This window comes from Priestia sp. YIM B13491 (genome assembly GCF_042787605.1).
Classification (GTDB): Bacteria; Bacillota; Bacilli; order Bacillales; family Bacillaceae_H; genus Priestia; species Priestia megaterium_E.
In genome coordinates this window covers 894,842-908,669 of record NZ_JBHZOR010000002.1, presented here as the reverse complement: position 1 = coordinate 908,669, position 13,828 = coordinate 894,842, and the positions used below count along the sequence as shown (strand labels likewise).

The 13,828-nt window shown below is 39.0% G+C and carries 11 protein-coding genes; 10 read left to right on the top strand and 1 reads right to left on the bottom strand.

Features of this window, described 5'->3' with window-relative positions:
- Nucleotides 1–11: 11 nt before the first annotated feature.
- The 9 genes from argB (at nucleotide 12) to ACFX4E_RS10540 (ending at nucleotide 11,367) form a co-directional block, all read left to right on the top strand.
- Nucleotides 12–836, top strand: coding sequence for an acetylglutamate kinase (gene argB / locus ACFX4E_RS10580; RefSeq protein ID WP_028407451.1), 825 nt, complete (start codon nucleotides 12–14; stop codon nucleotides 834–836).
- Nucleotides 802–1,956: an acetylornithine transaminase gene (locus tag ACFX4E_RS10575; protein WP_098332507.1), complete on the top strand. Its 1,155-nt coding sequence runs from the start codon at nucleotides 802–804 to the stop codon at nucleotides 1,954–1,956. The genes argB and ACFX4E_RS10575 overlap by 35 nt, the downstream gene beginning before the upstream one ends.
- A 70-nt stretch (nucleotides 1,957–2,026) precedes the next feature.
- The gene (locus tag ACFX4E_RS10570) at nucleotides 2,027–3,100 is read left to right on the top strand and encodes a carbamoyl phosphate synthase small subunit (protein WP_028407453.1); all 1,074 of its coding nucleotides are present in this window, start codon (nucleotides 2,027–2,029) and stop codon (nucleotides 3,098–3,100) included.
- A complete protein-coding gene (locus tag ACFX4E_RS10565) occupies nucleotides 3,093–6,203 on the top strand; it encodes a carbamoyl-phosphate synthase (glutamine-hydrolyzing) large subunit (RefSeq protein WP_377237322.1) in 3,111 nt (1,036 codons plus the stop codon). Before ACFX4E_RS10570 ends, ACFX4E_RS10565 begins: the two co-directional genes overlap by 8 nt.
- Nucleotides 6,200–7,150, top strand: a complete 951-nt coding sequence (gene argF, locus ACFX4E_RS10560; RefSeq protein ID WP_377237323.1) for an ornithine carbamoyltransferase — start codon at nucleotides 6,200–6,202, stop codon at nucleotides 7,148–7,150. The genes ACFX4E_RS10565 and argF overlap by 4 nt, the downstream gene beginning before the upstream one ends.
- Before the next feature lie 104 nt (nucleotides 7,151–7,254).
- Entirely contained in the window at nucleotides 7,255–7,899 is a 645-nt protein-coding gene (locus ACFX4E_RS10555) for an SDR family oxidoreductase (protein ID WP_098790832.1), read from the top strand.
- Nucleotides 7,900–8,028: 129 nt separating this feature from the next.
- Nucleotides 8,029–8,208, top strand: coding sequence for a YjzC family protein (locus ACFX4E_RS10550; RefSeq protein WP_013055394.1), 180 nt, complete (start codon nucleotides 8,029–8,031; stop codon nucleotides 8,206–8,208).
- A 114-nt stretch (nucleotides 8,209–8,322) separates the two neighbouring features.
- Entirely contained in the window at nucleotides 8,323–10,926 is a 2,604-nt protein-coding gene (clpB, locus tag ACFX4E_RS10545) for an ATP-dependent chaperone ClpB (RefSeq protein ID WP_098433401.1), read from the top strand.
- 189 nt (nucleotides 10,927–11,115) lie between these two features.
- The gene (locus ACFX4E_RS10540) at nucleotides 11,116–11,367 is read left to right on the top strand and encodes a hypothetical protein (protein WP_014461601.1); all 252 of its coding nucleotides are present in this window, start codon (nucleotides 11,116–11,118) and stop codon (nucleotides 11,365–11,367) included.
- Nucleotides 11,368–11,395: 28 nt separating this feature from the next.
- Here the strand turns inward: ACFX4E_RS10540 and ACFX4E_RS10535 are convergent, their stop codons facing one another.
- Nucleotides 11,396–12,289, bottom strand: coding sequence for a helix-turn-helix domain-containing protein (locus ACFX4E_RS10535; RefSeq protein ID WP_028407458.1), 894 nt, complete (start codon nucleotides 12,287–12,289; stop codon nucleotides 11,396–11,398).
- Nucleotides 12,290–12,627: 338 nt separating this feature from the next.
- On the opposite strand from ACFX4E_RS10535, the gene ACFX4E_RS10530 reads away from it, so the two are divergent.
- Nucleotides 12,628–13,806: a galactokinase gene (locus ACFX4E_RS10530; protein WP_377258361.1), complete on the top strand. Its 1,179-nt coding sequence runs from the start codon at nucleotides 12,628–12,630 to the stop codon at nucleotides 13,804–13,806.
- Nucleotides 13,807–13,828 lie beyond the last annotated feature (22 nt).

Sequence of the window (13,828 nt, the reverse complement as noted above, 5' to 3'; positions counted from 1 at the left end):
GAGAGAGTGAAATGAGCAATGAAAAAATCGTCGTTGTAAAATGCGGAGGCAGCATTGTCAATCAGTTAACAAGCGCTTTTTTTGAAAGTATTCAGCAGTTAAAAGCGAGTGGATATCAGATCATTGTTGTGCACGGAGGCGGACCTGATATTCAAGATACGCTTACCAAACTTCACATTGAAACGGAATTTGTAGATGGGCTTCGAAAAACGTCCAAAGAAGCATTAGAAGTTGTGACGATGGTATTAGCAGGCAAGGTTAATAAGCAGCTTGTAAAAGATCTACAAAAAGCGAACTTAAAAGCGGTAGGACTATCAGGAATTGATGGATTATTGCTTAAAGCAGAGGCAATTGATGTGGAACGTCTAGGTTACGTTGGAGAAGTAAAAGGCGTAAACGATACATTATTAAAACAACTAACTGACAGTCAGTATATTCCAGTTGTTTCTTCCATTGGAGCAGATGAAGAAGGTAATAGCTATAATATTAATGCTGACGTGGCAGCCGGAGCCGTTGCACAAGCAGTAAATGCTGAAAAGCTGATGTTTGTAACCGATGTAAAAGGTGTGTTAAAGGATGGAGCATTGCTTCCTGAGCTTACAAAGTCAGAGATTGATGCACTTATTGAAGAAAAAGTAATTTACGGCGGAATGATTCCGAAAGTAACATCAGCGGTAAATGCGTTATCTCCTTTGCTTGAAGAAGTTCATATTATTAGCGGAACTGATGGATTTTTAGATAAGGAAGGGAAGCTGATTGGTACAGCAATTAAATATAGTGGAAAAGGTGGAGAAGATAGCGATGAGTTCATTGTTTCCAACATATCAACGGTTTGATATCCATGTGGAAGAGGCGCAAGGAACAAAATTAATAGATAACAAAGGAAATGAGTATTTAGATTTTATTTCAGGTATCGCTGTTTGTAACGTAGGTCATCGTCATCCTGATGTTCAAAAAGCGGTCGAAGAGCAGTTAAATAAAGTGTGGCATGTGTCAAATTTATTTCATCAATCGATTCAAGAAGACGTAGCAGGTAAGCTTGTGGAACACTCAAACGGTGATGCAGTATTTTTCTGTAACAGCGGTGCAGAAGCCAACGAAGCGGCGATTAAATTAGCGCGTAAGTACACACAAAAACACAAAATTATTACGTTTACAAAATCATTTCATGGACGTACATTTGCTACAATGACAGCTACAGGGCAGGCAAAAATTCATGATGGCTTCGGTCCTCTTGTTAATGAGTTTGTTTACGTGCCATACAATGATGAAGAAGCATTAAAACAAGAAATGGACGACAGCGTAGCAGCAATTATGGTTGAAGTCATTCAAGGAGAAGGCGGAGTGGTTCCAGGAACCGAAGCATTTTTATTAACCATTCAAGAGCTGTGTAAAAAGCACGAAGCACTGTTTATAGTCGATGAAGTGCAGACTGGAATCGGCAGAACAGGAAAACCATTTGCTTATCAGCATTTTAACGTTTCACCAGATATTATTACAGCAGCTAAAGGATTAGGAAGCGGAATGCCGGTTGGTGCGATGATTGGAAAAGGATATCTCAAAGAAGCATTTGGACCTGGTACTCACGGAACAACCTTTGGAGGAAACCCAATTGCACTAGCTTCAGCCAAAGCAACCTTAAACATTATTTTTAATGAAGCATTTTTGGCAGAGGTTACAGAAAAAAGCCTTTATTTTACCAATGCTTTGAAAAATAGCTTAGCAGATTATTCATTTGTAACCGATGTTCGTGGAAAAGGTTTTATGATTGGAATTGAATGCGGAGAACATCAGTCAGCATTGCTTGCAGCTATGCGTGAAAAAGGATTGCTAGCACTGGGAGCGGGACCGCATGTGGTACGATTGCTGCCTCCTTTAACTGTAACAAAAAAAGAGTTGGACCAAGCGATTCATATCATTGAAGAAGCGTTTAGCCAAACAAAAATTACTTCATAATACAAATTTTTTTGAATATGTTTGTATAAAAATTCTGTTTTATAAATAATTATTCGAAGAGGGATGCACAATGAACGGATATTTACACTTAGCAAACGGCGATTCGTTCGCCGGACACATTGAACATACAGCAACGCACCAGGCAGAAGGAGAAATTGTTTTCTTTACTGGAATGACTGGTTATCAAGAAGTTGTGACTGATCCATCTTACAAAGATCAAATTATCGTCTTTACGTACCCTTTGATTGGGAACTATGGTATCAATGAAAAAGATTATGAAAGCAAAAAGCCTCACGTAGCAGGCGTTGTCGTATACGAATGTTCAGATGAAGGGTTCCATTACGAAGCGATGTACAGCTTTAAACAATATTTAAAGAAATGGAACATTCCGCTTATTACACATGTGGATACGAGAGCGGTCGTAAAACGAATTCGAAAAGAAGGTACGATGCAATCTGCCTTTTCGACATCTGCTGAATCGCCAGCATTTACTGCTGAATGCGATGGATATGTAGTAAAAGAAGTATCAACAAAAGAGCCTGTTACTTACGGAAATGGTGAAAAACACGTTGTATTAATGGACTTTGGGTATAAAAAATCAATTTTACAAGAGCTGTTAAATCGAGAGTGCAAAGTAACAGTTGTTCCTTATTCTACAAGCTCTTCAAAAGTAAAAGAACTGCAGCCGGATGGCATTGTCTTATCAAACGGACCTGGAGATCCAACTCAAGTGAGCAGTCAGCTGGATGAATTAAAAGAAATTATTTCATCGTATCCAACTTTGGGAATTTGCTTTGGACATCAGTTAATTGGGCTCGCTTTTGGGGCGCAAACCAAAAAGCTGGCGTTCGGTCACCGAGGAGCTAATCAGCCTGTAATTGATTTAACGACTAACAAAGTGTGTATGACTTCTCAAAATCACAGCTATGTCGTAGACGAACAGACGATTACGTCTACGCCATTAAACGTTCGATTTAAAAATGTGAATGACGGATCGGTTGAAGGTTTAATGCATAAAGACCTTCCTGTTATGTCGGTTCAATATCATCCAGAAGCACACCCTGGACCAAGTGACAGCACGTATATCTTTGATGAATTTATGACGAAAGTACAGCAAGTAGGGAGCGGAAAAGTATATGCCTAAAGACCAAACGTTAAAAAAGATTTTAGTAATCGGATCAGGACCAATCGTAATCGGGCAAGCAGCAGAATTTGATTATTCAGGAACTCAGGCGTGCTTGTCATTAAAAGAAGAAGGTTATGAAGTTATCTTAATCAATAATAATCCAGCTACAATTATGACGGACACTCACGTAGCAGATCGAATCTATTTTGAACCATTAACAGTAGACTGCGTAGAGAAAATTATTGCAAAAGAAAAGCCCGATGGTTTGTTAGCCACATTAGGCGGACAGACGGGTTTAAACTTAGCCCTTGAGCTTCATGAACAAAACATTTTGCCGAAATACGATGTGAAACTTTTAGGAACACCGATTGAATCAATCAAAAAAGGTGAAAGCCGTGAAGAGTTCCGTGCATTGATGAATGAACTGAATGAACCGGTGCCGGAAAGTGAAGTTGTGACAAAAGTAGAAGAAGCGTTAGCTTTTGCCAAGAAAATTGGTTTTCCTGTTATTGTACGTCCTGCTTATACGTTAGGCGGAACGGGCGGAGGAATTGCTCATTCTATGGAAGAGCTTGAAAAGCTTTCAGCGTCAGGTTTGCGTGAAAGTGCTATTACTCAGTGCTTAATTGAAAAAAGCATTGCTGGATTTAAAGAAGTTGAGTATGAGGTTATGCGTGACGTAAACAATACGTGCATCACAATTTGTAATATGGAGAACATCGATCCCGTAGGCGTCCATACTGGAGATTCGGTGGTCGTTGCTCCTTCTCAGACACTAACAGACGTGGAATATCAAATGCTTCGCTCTGCTTCAGTTAAAATTATTTCATCGCTTGGCATTATTGGGGGGTGCAACATTCAGTTTGCGCTTGATCCAAAAAGCAAGCAGTACTATTTAATTGAAGTAAATCCGCGTGTGAGCCGTTCGTCTGCTCTTGCATCAAAAGCAACTGGCTATCCGATTGCTAAAATTGCTGCAAAGCTATCGGTAGGCTACACGCTTCATGAGTTATTAAATCCTGTGACAGGAGACACGTATGCAAGCTTTGAACCTGCTCTTGACTATGTAGTAGTGAAATTTCCAAGGTGGCCGTTTGACAAGTTTTTCTACGCTGAAAGAACGCTTGGCACCCAAATGAAAGCAACTGGAGAAGTAATGGCTATTGACCGTAACTTTACACGTAGCTTCCAAAAGGCATTATCTTCTTTAGAAATTGACTTACAAGGATTAGAAGTAGAAGAACTGCAAGAACTTTCAACAGATGAATTAAAAAGCAAGCTGGGCGAACAAAGCGATGAGCGTATTTTTGTTATCCTTGAGCTTTTACGCCGCGGCACAACGCCTGAGTATATCCATGAAGTAACACAAATTGATTATTTCTATTTAACACACTTTGTACAGCTGATTAAAATGGAAGCCTCTTTAAAAGAAGTACGTTTTGATTCGATTACAGCTGAACACTTTAAACAAGTGAAGGAGCATGGTTTTACAGATGCGTATCTAGCAAACGTATGGAATGTGCCAGAACTTGACGTAAGAGCGAAACGTAAAGCACTACATATTACGCCAAGCTATAAAATGGTGGATACATGTGCAGCGGAATTTGAATCTTCAACGGCTTATTTCTACTCTAGTTACTACGGGGAAAGTGAGATCGAACCATCAACGAATAAAAAAGTTGCGATTATCGGTTCTGGACCTATTCGTATCGGGCAAGGAGTAGAGTTCGACTATAGCTCTGTACACGGTGTGCTAGCTCTTGAAAAAGAAGGATACGAAACGATTTTAATTAACAATAATCCAGAAACGGTAAGTACGGATTTTGAAGTAGCAGATCGCTTATATTTCGAACCTGTAACAGTAGAAGACGTATTAAATGTTCTTGATGCTGAAAATGTGACGGATGTAATTGTTCAATACGGAGGTCAAACGGCTATTTCGCTCGTTAAAGGTCTAGAAGAAGCTGGCGTTAATTTATTAGGTATTACAAATGATGTCATTGATGCACTTGAAGATCGTGACCTGTTTTATAAGCTCTTAGACGACTGCGATATTCCTCATATTCCAGGTGAAATGGCGAAAGACGCGAAAGAACTTGTACAAAAAGCAAAAGATATGGGATTCCCATTACTCATTCGTCCTTCTTACGTGATTGGCGGAAAAGGAATGCTGACAATTCAAAACGAAACGGAGCTTCAGGCTTGTTTACCGGCTATTAAAGCGTCTCATTTCCCAATGCTTATTGATGCTTACTTCCCTGGAAAAGAAACAGAAGTTGATGTGGTAGCAGACGGAAAAGATGTGTTGATTCCGACAATCGTTGAACATATTGAAAAAGCCGGCGTTCATTCAGGAGACAGTTATGCGCTTTTACCAGCTAAAACAGTAGAAGCAGCACATAAAGAAAAAATGGTAAGCTACGCTCAAAAAATTGTAAACAAACTTCAATATAAAGGGATTATGAATATCCAATATGTTATTTACAACGATGAAGTCTACATGCTGGAAGTTAATCCGCGTGCCAGCCGTACAGTTCCTGTAGTAAGCAAAGTGTGCAACACGCCGCTTGTTTCGCTATCAACTCAAATATTGCTTGGGAAATCATTGTCGGAAATTAGTGAAAAGCTAGGTTTATTGCCGGATCCAGCTTATACAACTATCAAGTTTCCAGTGTTTTCGACAAGTAAATTATCAGGAGTTGATCCACTTGTTGGACCGGAAATGAAGTCAACTGGTGAAGGAATTGCGATTTCTTCAACGATTGAAGAAGCAGCAAAGAAAGTATTCCATCAGTATGTGTTAAGTAAAAAAGGTGCTGCAGAAGTGTATATCAACGGAGAAGCGCAGGGCCTTGAAGAACTTGCGCAAAGCGCGGGATTAACTCTTGTTAAAGATAAAGAAGTTAGTGAATGGGTGAAAACGAAAGAAGCTTTATTATATGTAAGTTTACAGCCCGAAGATAAAGAAAGCCGTATGTCAGCATTAAAACACGGTTTAATGGTTATGACGGAGGCAGAAACGGCTTCGCTATTTTTCCAATCGTTCCAAGTCGATGAATATCACGTTTCATCACTGCAAGAATGGTTTCAAAAAACTAAAAAGGAAGTGACAGTATCATGAGTACAGTATCGGTAAATACGAATTTAAAAGGAAAAGATTTGCTTACACTTAAAGATTTATCATCAGACGATATTATGTCACTTTTGGAAAGCGCCATTGAGCTGAAAGAAAAGCATAAAAATGGTGAAATCGTAACATCGTTAAAAGGAAAAACGCTGGGGCTCATTTTTGAAAAATCTTCAACAAGAACAAGAGTCTCATTTGAAGCGGGAATGATGCAGCTTGGAGGAAACGCCCTCTTTTTAAGCAGCCAGGATTTACAGATTGGACGCGGAGAAACGATTGCTGATACAGCACGCGTACTATCTGAATTCATCGATGCTATAATGATTCGTACGTTTGAACACAGCAAGATCGAAGAGCTTGCAGATTACGCATCCATTCCCGTTATTAATGGTTTGACAGATGATTATCATCCTTGTCAGGCTCTAGCTGATTTATTAACGATTTACGAGCACAAGAAATCATTTGAAGGGCTAAAAGTAGCTTATGTTGGAGACGGAAATAATGTAGCGCATTCGTTAATGATTGCCTGTGCAAAAATGGGAATAGATATTTCAATTGGATGCCCTGATGGATATGAGCCAAAAGACTTTGTCACAGCTTATGTTCATGAAATAGCTTCTACAACGGGCGCTAAAGTTACGATTACAAAAGATCCTGTAGAAGCTGTGAAAAATGCCGATGCTATTTATGCAGACGTATGGACAAGTATGGGACAGGAAGAAGAAGCACAGCAGCGTTTGAAAATATTTGCTCCTTATCAAGTAAATGCAGAACTAGCTGCCTATGCTAAGTCAGACTATTTATTTCTGCACTGTTTGCCTGCGCATCGTGAAGAAGAAGTAACAGCAAGCATTATTGACGGACCAAATTCTGTTGTCTTTCAGCAGGCTGGAAATCGTATGCATGTACAAAAAGCTTTGCTGCAAGCCATTTTATCTTAAGAGAAAAACCCTTTCTGAGAATATCAGAAGGGGTTTTTTTGTTTAAAGGGAATTAATTGAGGGAACACCAATTGTATACTAAACAGAACGAAAGGTGATTTATGATGAAAGTATTAGTTGTTGGAGCAAACGGAACAACGGGAAAACAAGTGGTAGAAAAAGTTGCAAACAGCAAGCAGCATCAAGCTTATGCGATGATTCGCGACGAAAAACAAGCAGACGCGTTAAAGAAGCTGGGTGCCAACGTTGTGCTTGGTGACTTGGAGCAAGATGTTTCAGATGCTTTAAGAGGTATGGACGCTGTCATATTTGCAGCAGGTTCTGGAGGAAATACGGGAGACGAAAAAACAATCGCTGTGGATCAAAACGGTGCTAAGAATATCATTGATGAAGCAAAAAATCAAGGTGTAAAGCGCTTTGTTATGTTAAGTTCAATGGGAACAGACGCACCTGAACAAGGACCAGAAGGCTTACAGCTTTACCTTCGTGCAAAGGCGATAGCGGATGAATACTTAAAGCAGTCTAATCTACAGTATACAATTGTACGACCAGGAACTTTATCGAATGATCAAGCTACTGGGAAAATTGACATCAATAATGATATTGAAGATAAATCTCAGACAATTCCCCGAGCAGATGTAGCAACCGTGCTTGTAGAATGTCTAAACGAAGAAGCTACGATAGGAAAAACGTTTGAAATGCTAGCTGGAGAAACTGAAATCGAACAAGCTATCAAATTTACTCATTAATATAAAAGGGCAGATCTGAAGGTCTGCTCTTTTTCTCTTCCTAATATGAAAACATCTCCATTATGAAACAGAAATCTTAAGGGAATAGTATAGGAGAACATTTCATTTCAGGAATGAGGAGGCAGGACAATGGGACAAAATCGTCATTTCACACCGGGTCAAAAAGCTCCTAATAACGGAGTTTATATTGAAATTGGTGAAACAGGAAGCAACGTAAATAATCCTCAAAAGGTTAAATTAAAAGCAGGAGAGCGTTTTCCAGAGACGGCCAACGATGATCGCCACTGGACGTACATGCGCAAGCCTTAAATAGTAAAAAATAAAGAAGCCATTCTAAATTGAATGGCTTTACTTGTTTTCCTATTGCTGGGTATAATGAAATAAAGGTCAATAAAGGTCAAATGTATCGAAGGAGGATGTTCAATGGATATAAATAAAATGACTCAAAAATTGCAAGAAGGCGTGATGGAAGCGCAGTCCGAAGCTATTAAACGAAATCAGCAGGAAGTGGATATTGCTCATTTGCTTTATACGCTCATCCATCAGCAAGATGGTATTGCTCCTCGCATATTAGATCATTTACATATCGATAATCAATCTTTTCAGCAGCAGGTAAATCAATTGCTTGCGAAAAAACCAGCCGTTACAGGAAGCGGTGCTGAAGCAGGGAAGGTTTATATTACAAATAAACTTCAGCAGCTGTTTGTTAAAGCTCAAGAAGAAGCATCTCGTCTGCAAGATGATTATGTTTCAGTTGAGCACATCTTTTTAGCGTTAGCACAGGAACCGTCTTCTAGTGAATATGGAAAGTTATTTTCAAGTCACGGTATAACAAAAAAAGCTCTGCAAGATGTGCTTACCAGCCTTCGAGGAAATCAGCGAATTACAAGTCAAAATCCGGAAGTCACATATGAAGCGTTAGCTAAATATGGAAGAGACTTAGTAGCAGAAGTACGAGCAGGGAACATTGATCCAGTCATTGGACGAGACGGAGAAATTCGCCGCGTTATCCGCATTTTATCGCGAAAAACAAAAAACAATCCAGTTTTGATAGGAGAACCTGGCGTTGGTAAAACAGCGATTGTTGAAGGTCTAGCACAGCGTATTGTTCGCCGAGATGTGCCTGAAGGATTAAAAGATAAAACCATCTTTTCATTAGATATGGGAGCTTTAGTAGCAGGAGCGAAATTCAGGGGAGAATTTGAAGAGCGTTTAAAAGCTGTTCTTCAAGAAGTTAAGAAAAGCAACGGTCAAATTCTTTTATTCATTGACGAGCTTCATACAATCGTTGGAGCAGGCCGTACGGATGGAGCGATGGATGCAGGGAATATTTTAAAACCAATGCTTGCTAGAGGAGAACTTCACTGTATAGGAGCTACAACTCTTGATGAGTACCGTCAGTATATTGAAAAAGATCCAGCGCTTGAAAGACGCTTTCAACAGGTGCTGGTTGAAGAACCTTCAGTAGAAGATACAATCTCTATTTTGCGTGGTTTAAAAGAACGATTTGAAATTCATCACGGTGTAAACATTCATGACCGAGCGATTGTTTCAGCAGCGGTTATGTCTGATCGTTATATCTCAGACCGCTTTTTACCTGATAAAGCAATTGATTTAATTGATGAAGCATGCGCAACCATTCGAACAGAAATTGATTCGATGCCCTCAGAATTAGATGAAGTAACACGACGTGTCATGCAGCTTGAAATTGAAGAAGCGGCATTAAGTAAAGAAACAGATCAAGCAAGCATCACAAGGTTAGAGGCAATTCGAAAAGAAGTCTCTGATTTAAAAGAGCGTGCAGATACAATGAAGCTGCAGTGGGAAAAAGAAAAGCAGTCGATTCAAACGGTGCAAGATGTCCGGGAGCAGCTTGAAAAAGCGAAGCGAGACCTAGAAGAAGCTGAAGGGAAATATGATTTAAATAAAGCAGCTGAACTTCGCCACGGACGCATTCCAGCTCTTGAAAAAGAACTAAAACAGCTGGAAGAAACAGCAGCTGAAAAAGCACAAGAAAACCGTTTGTTAAGAGAAGAAGTAACAGAAGAAGAAATTGCTGAAATTGTAGGAAGATGGACGGGAATTCCGGTATCAAAACTAGTTGAAGGAGAAAGAGAAAAGCTGTTGAAGCTTGAGTCAATTTTACAGCAGCGTGTGATTGGACAAGACGAAGCCGTATCCTTAGTGACGGATGCTGTGATTCGCGCACGGGCAGGCATTAAAGACCCGAACCGTCCGATTGGATCATTTATTTTCCTAGGACCTACCGGAGTAGGGAAAACGGAGCTAGCCAAAACGTTGGCACATTCTTTATTTGACAGTGAAGAACAAATGGTTCGTATTGATATGTCTGAGTACATGGAAAAGCATGCGGTCTCTAGGCTTATAGGAGCGCCTCCTGGCTACGTAGGATACGAAGAAGGCGGGCAGCTAACGGAAGCGGTAAGACGCAAGCCTTACTCAGTCGTTCTGTTAGATGAAATTGAAAAAGCCCATCCCGAAGTATTTAATGTGCTCCTTCAAATACTAGATGATGGAAGAGCAACAGATTCAAAAGGAAAAGTCATTGATTTTAAAAATACAGTTATTATTATGACGTCGAATATCGGTTCTCAATTTTTATTAGACGGTTTAACAAGTGAAGGCGAGATTACTGAAAAAGCCAGAGAGCAAGTGATGGCTCAATTAAGACAGCATTTTCGTCCAGAATTCTTAAATCGAGTAGACGACACGATTTTATTCAAACCGCTAACTGTTCATGAAGTAAAAGGGATTATTGATAAGCTATTGCTTCAGCTTGAAAAGCGTTTATCCGATCGTCATATTTCGTTAACGTTAACAGAGGAAGCAAAAAATTATATTGCAGCCTCCGGGTTTGATCCGGTATACGGAGCTCGCCCTTTAAAAAGGTTTATTCAAAAATATATTGAAACAAAAATTGCCCGAGAATTAATTGCAGGGCAAATTGAAGATTATAGTCAAGTGACAGTTGATGTAAAAGATGATGAGTTTGTTGTCAGCGTATAAGTTTTCTAAAAAGACCATTCATGATAAATTGAATGGTCTTTTTTTGCTATCAAAAGCAGTTCTCCTTTTAAAATAAATAAAAGAAAATACGTGAGAGCTAAGCGTAAAAACTTATTCAGTTTTAGGTTGTAGAATATATCTAATTCATTTATGATAATACAAAATGGGCAAAGGAGCATGAATGAGCACATGAAGGACCGTATAGAGCTTATATATGACGAAGCATACGATTTTATAGATCAGGCATTAACTAAAATAAGAGCGCTGGATAAAAATGATCTTCAAGCTGAAAATGAAGAAGTGCAGGAAAAGGCAGAACGGACAGAGTTTGCACTTCAAGCTGCACGAGATATTTTAGAAAATATGATTATCCCCGGTAAAAAATTGACTTTTATTTACGAAAAAGGTTCTGTGGTAGTAGAAATTCCCGATAAAAAATAAAAACGACTTCCTTTTATGGAAGTCGTTTTTATTTTGGCAATGCAAAGTGCTCATCAATGGATGCATCACTTTTTCGATACTGCCCGGGTGTCATATTGGTCGTTTTGCGAAATACTTTTGTTAAATAATTGGCATTTGCATAGCCGACGTTTTCAGCAATTTCTTCGATTGAGTACTTGGTTTGATGCAATAGCTCGGCCGCTTTTTGAATGCGAAGCTTCGTTAAATATTGAATCGGCGTAATCCCAGTCGTTTGTTTGAATAACCTGCTAAAATGATAGCGAGATAAATGAGCTGCATCTGCCATTTCATCGGGACCGATTTCTTCATGATAATGATTACGGGCAAATAAAATAGAGCTAATGATACTTTCAGGCCAATCTTCTGTAAAACTGTCCATGCTTTTAATATATTGGTACAGCTCCATTACAAAGCGGTAAGATAAGCTTGAGGCATGAAATGGGTCTGCTATATGTTTTTCACTTGCACGTTTATATATTTGAGCAAGCAGCTGAACAGGTGCTGATTCAGGATGAAATCTAATTACAGGGGAGTGGTTTGACTGAATATAATCCCAGCATTTTTGTACTTCATCTCCGTATAATGTAAGAAAAATAAACTCCCAGTTTTCACTTTCCTTTGGTAAGTAATAGCGATAATTTCCAGGTATATTGACGATGAATGCTTTCCCAGCATCCACTTTATATTCTTGTCCATCTATTTCAATCATCCCGTACCCAGAAACCGTGTATTGAAAAATATATTTCCCTACGTCTTTTCGCTGATTTCCGCTCCAGTTATAAAGGGGAGAGAAAACTTCATCCCACCCAACAGACCATAGCTGCGCAACTTCATTTGTGCGGGATTCTAAAAACCTGTATGCGTACGTTGAATATTCTTGAGCTTGGAAATGTGAGAGCAAATTTTCACCTTCTTTTTGAAATAAAGTAGTACTTAATTCTTACTTTAACGTAATCGCTTTCATTTTTCTATAATTTTTTGAAAATATCGTGATTATTTTTAGGGAATGTCTCTAAATCTATTATTTTCTTATAATTTGCAAGTCAAGGCTCACATAAAGATAACCCCTTTTTGGCGCAAGAGTAGTTCATCGTCAATTCAAAAGAATCATTTTTAAAGGGATAAGCAAAAAAGTACCGATTATCGATAGTAATTTTACCATTGAGGCAAGGAAAATTGGACTTTACAATGTACATATGAATCCGTTTCCAAAAAACTACTTAAAATAGGTGATAATAAATGCTGGGAAAATTAATCGAAGAGTTCAAACAAATATTTCATTCGTCAGAAGCTATTCGCTGCTTTTTTGCGCCAGGACGTGTCAATTTAATTGGAGAACATACTGATTATAATGGAGGGCATGTTTTTCCTTGTTCATTGAGTATAGGAACGTATGCGGTAGTACAAAAACGTCACGATCGAAAAATACGTATGTACTCTAAAAACTTCTCTGAAGCAGGCGTTATTGAATCCTCTTTAGAGCAATTAACGTACAAAATCGAAGATGATTGGGCTAATTATCCAAAAGGAGTAATGGATACCTTTAAAAAGCACGGATATGACCTTCCTTTTGGTTTTGATATCTTGTTTTTCGGCAACATTCCTAATGGAGCAGGGCTTTCATCATCGGCATCAATTGAGTTAGTCACATGCGTACTTTTAAATAAAATTCTTGAATTGAATATCGATATGATGGACCTTGTAAAAATGGCGCAGCAAGCTGAAAATGAATTTATCGGCGTAAGCTGCGGGATTATGGATCAGTTTGCAATTGGAATGGGAAAAGAAAATCAAGCCGTATTGTTAAACTGTCAAACTCTTGAATACCAGTATAGCCCGCTGCAGTTAACAGATGCTGTGCTCGTTATTTCTAACACAAATAAGCGAAGAGGGCTGGCAGATTCAAAATATAATGAGCGCCGTATGGAGTGTGAAAGAGCGCTGTCAGATTTACAAACGTCACTTTCCATTAATTCGCTTGGTGATTTAACCAAAGAACAATTTGAAAAGCATAAATCTTTGATACAAAACGAAGTAGATTGTAAGCGCGCTAAACATGCGGTATATGAAAATGAACGCACAAAAGAAGCGGTTGCTAAATTGCAAAACGGTGATTTAAAAGGGTTTGGTCAATTGATGAATGAGTCGCACCGTTCGCTGAGAGATGACTATGAAGTAAGCGGGAAAGAACTAGATGTTCTTGTAGAAGCAGCTTGGTTGCAAGAAGGCGTGATTGGATCACGCATGACAGGTGCAGGCTTTGGGGGCTGTACAATCAGCATCGTAAAAAAAGCACAGGTTGATAGGTTTATTGAGGAAGTAAAAGAAGCCTACTATAAGAAAACAAGTTTAGAAGCTGAATTTTACGTGGTTACCGTTGGAGAAGGAGCGCGCGAACTCACATTAGAAGCAGTATAAGAAAAAACAGATAGAGAAAGGA

What these genes read in the sequence shown, in the direction of transcription:
- ACFX4E_RS10540 (WP_014461601.1), top strand. Translation starts at nt 11,116, where the DNA reads ATGAAGGACCGTATAGAGCTTATATATGACGAAGCATACGATTTTATA.
- clpB (WP_098433401.1), top strand. Translation starts at nt 8,323, where the DNA reads ATGGATATAAATAAAATGACTCAAAAATTGCAAGAAGGCGTGATGGAA.
- ACFX4E_RS10570 (WP_028407453.1), top strand. Translation starts at nt 2,027, where the DNA reads ATGAACGGATATTTACACTTAGCAAACGGCGATTCGTTCGCCGGACAC.
- ACFX4E_RS10555 (WP_098790832.1), top strand. Translation starts at nt 7,255, where the DNA reads ATGAAAGTATTAGTTGTTGGAGCAAACGGAACAACGGGAAAACAAGTG.
- ACFX4E_RS10530 (WP_377258361.1), top strand. Translation starts at nt 12,628, where the DNA reads ATGCTGGGAAAATTAATCGAAGAGTTCAAACAAATATTTCATTCGTCA.
- ACFX4E_RS10550 (WP_013055394.1), top strand. Translation starts at nt 8,029, where the DNA reads ATGGGACAAAATCGTCATTTCACACCGGGTCAAAAAGCTCCTAATAAC.
- ACFX4E_RS10565 (WP_377237322.1), top strand. Translation starts at nt 3,093, where the DNA reads ATGCCTAAAGACCAAACGTTAAAAAAGATTTTAGTAATCGGATCAGGA.
- ACFX4E_RS10575 (WP_098332507.1), top strand. Translation starts at nt 802, where the DNA reads ATGAGTTCATTGTTTCCAACATATCAACGGTTTGATATCCATGTGGAA.
- argB (WP_028407451.1), top strand. Translation starts at nt 12, where the DNA reads ATGAGCAATGAAAAAATCGTCGTTGTAAAATGCGGAGGCAGCATTGTC.
- argF (WP_377237323.1), top strand. Translation starts at nt 6,200, where the DNA reads ATGAGTACAGTATCGGTAAATACGAATTTAAAAGGAAAAGATTTGCTT.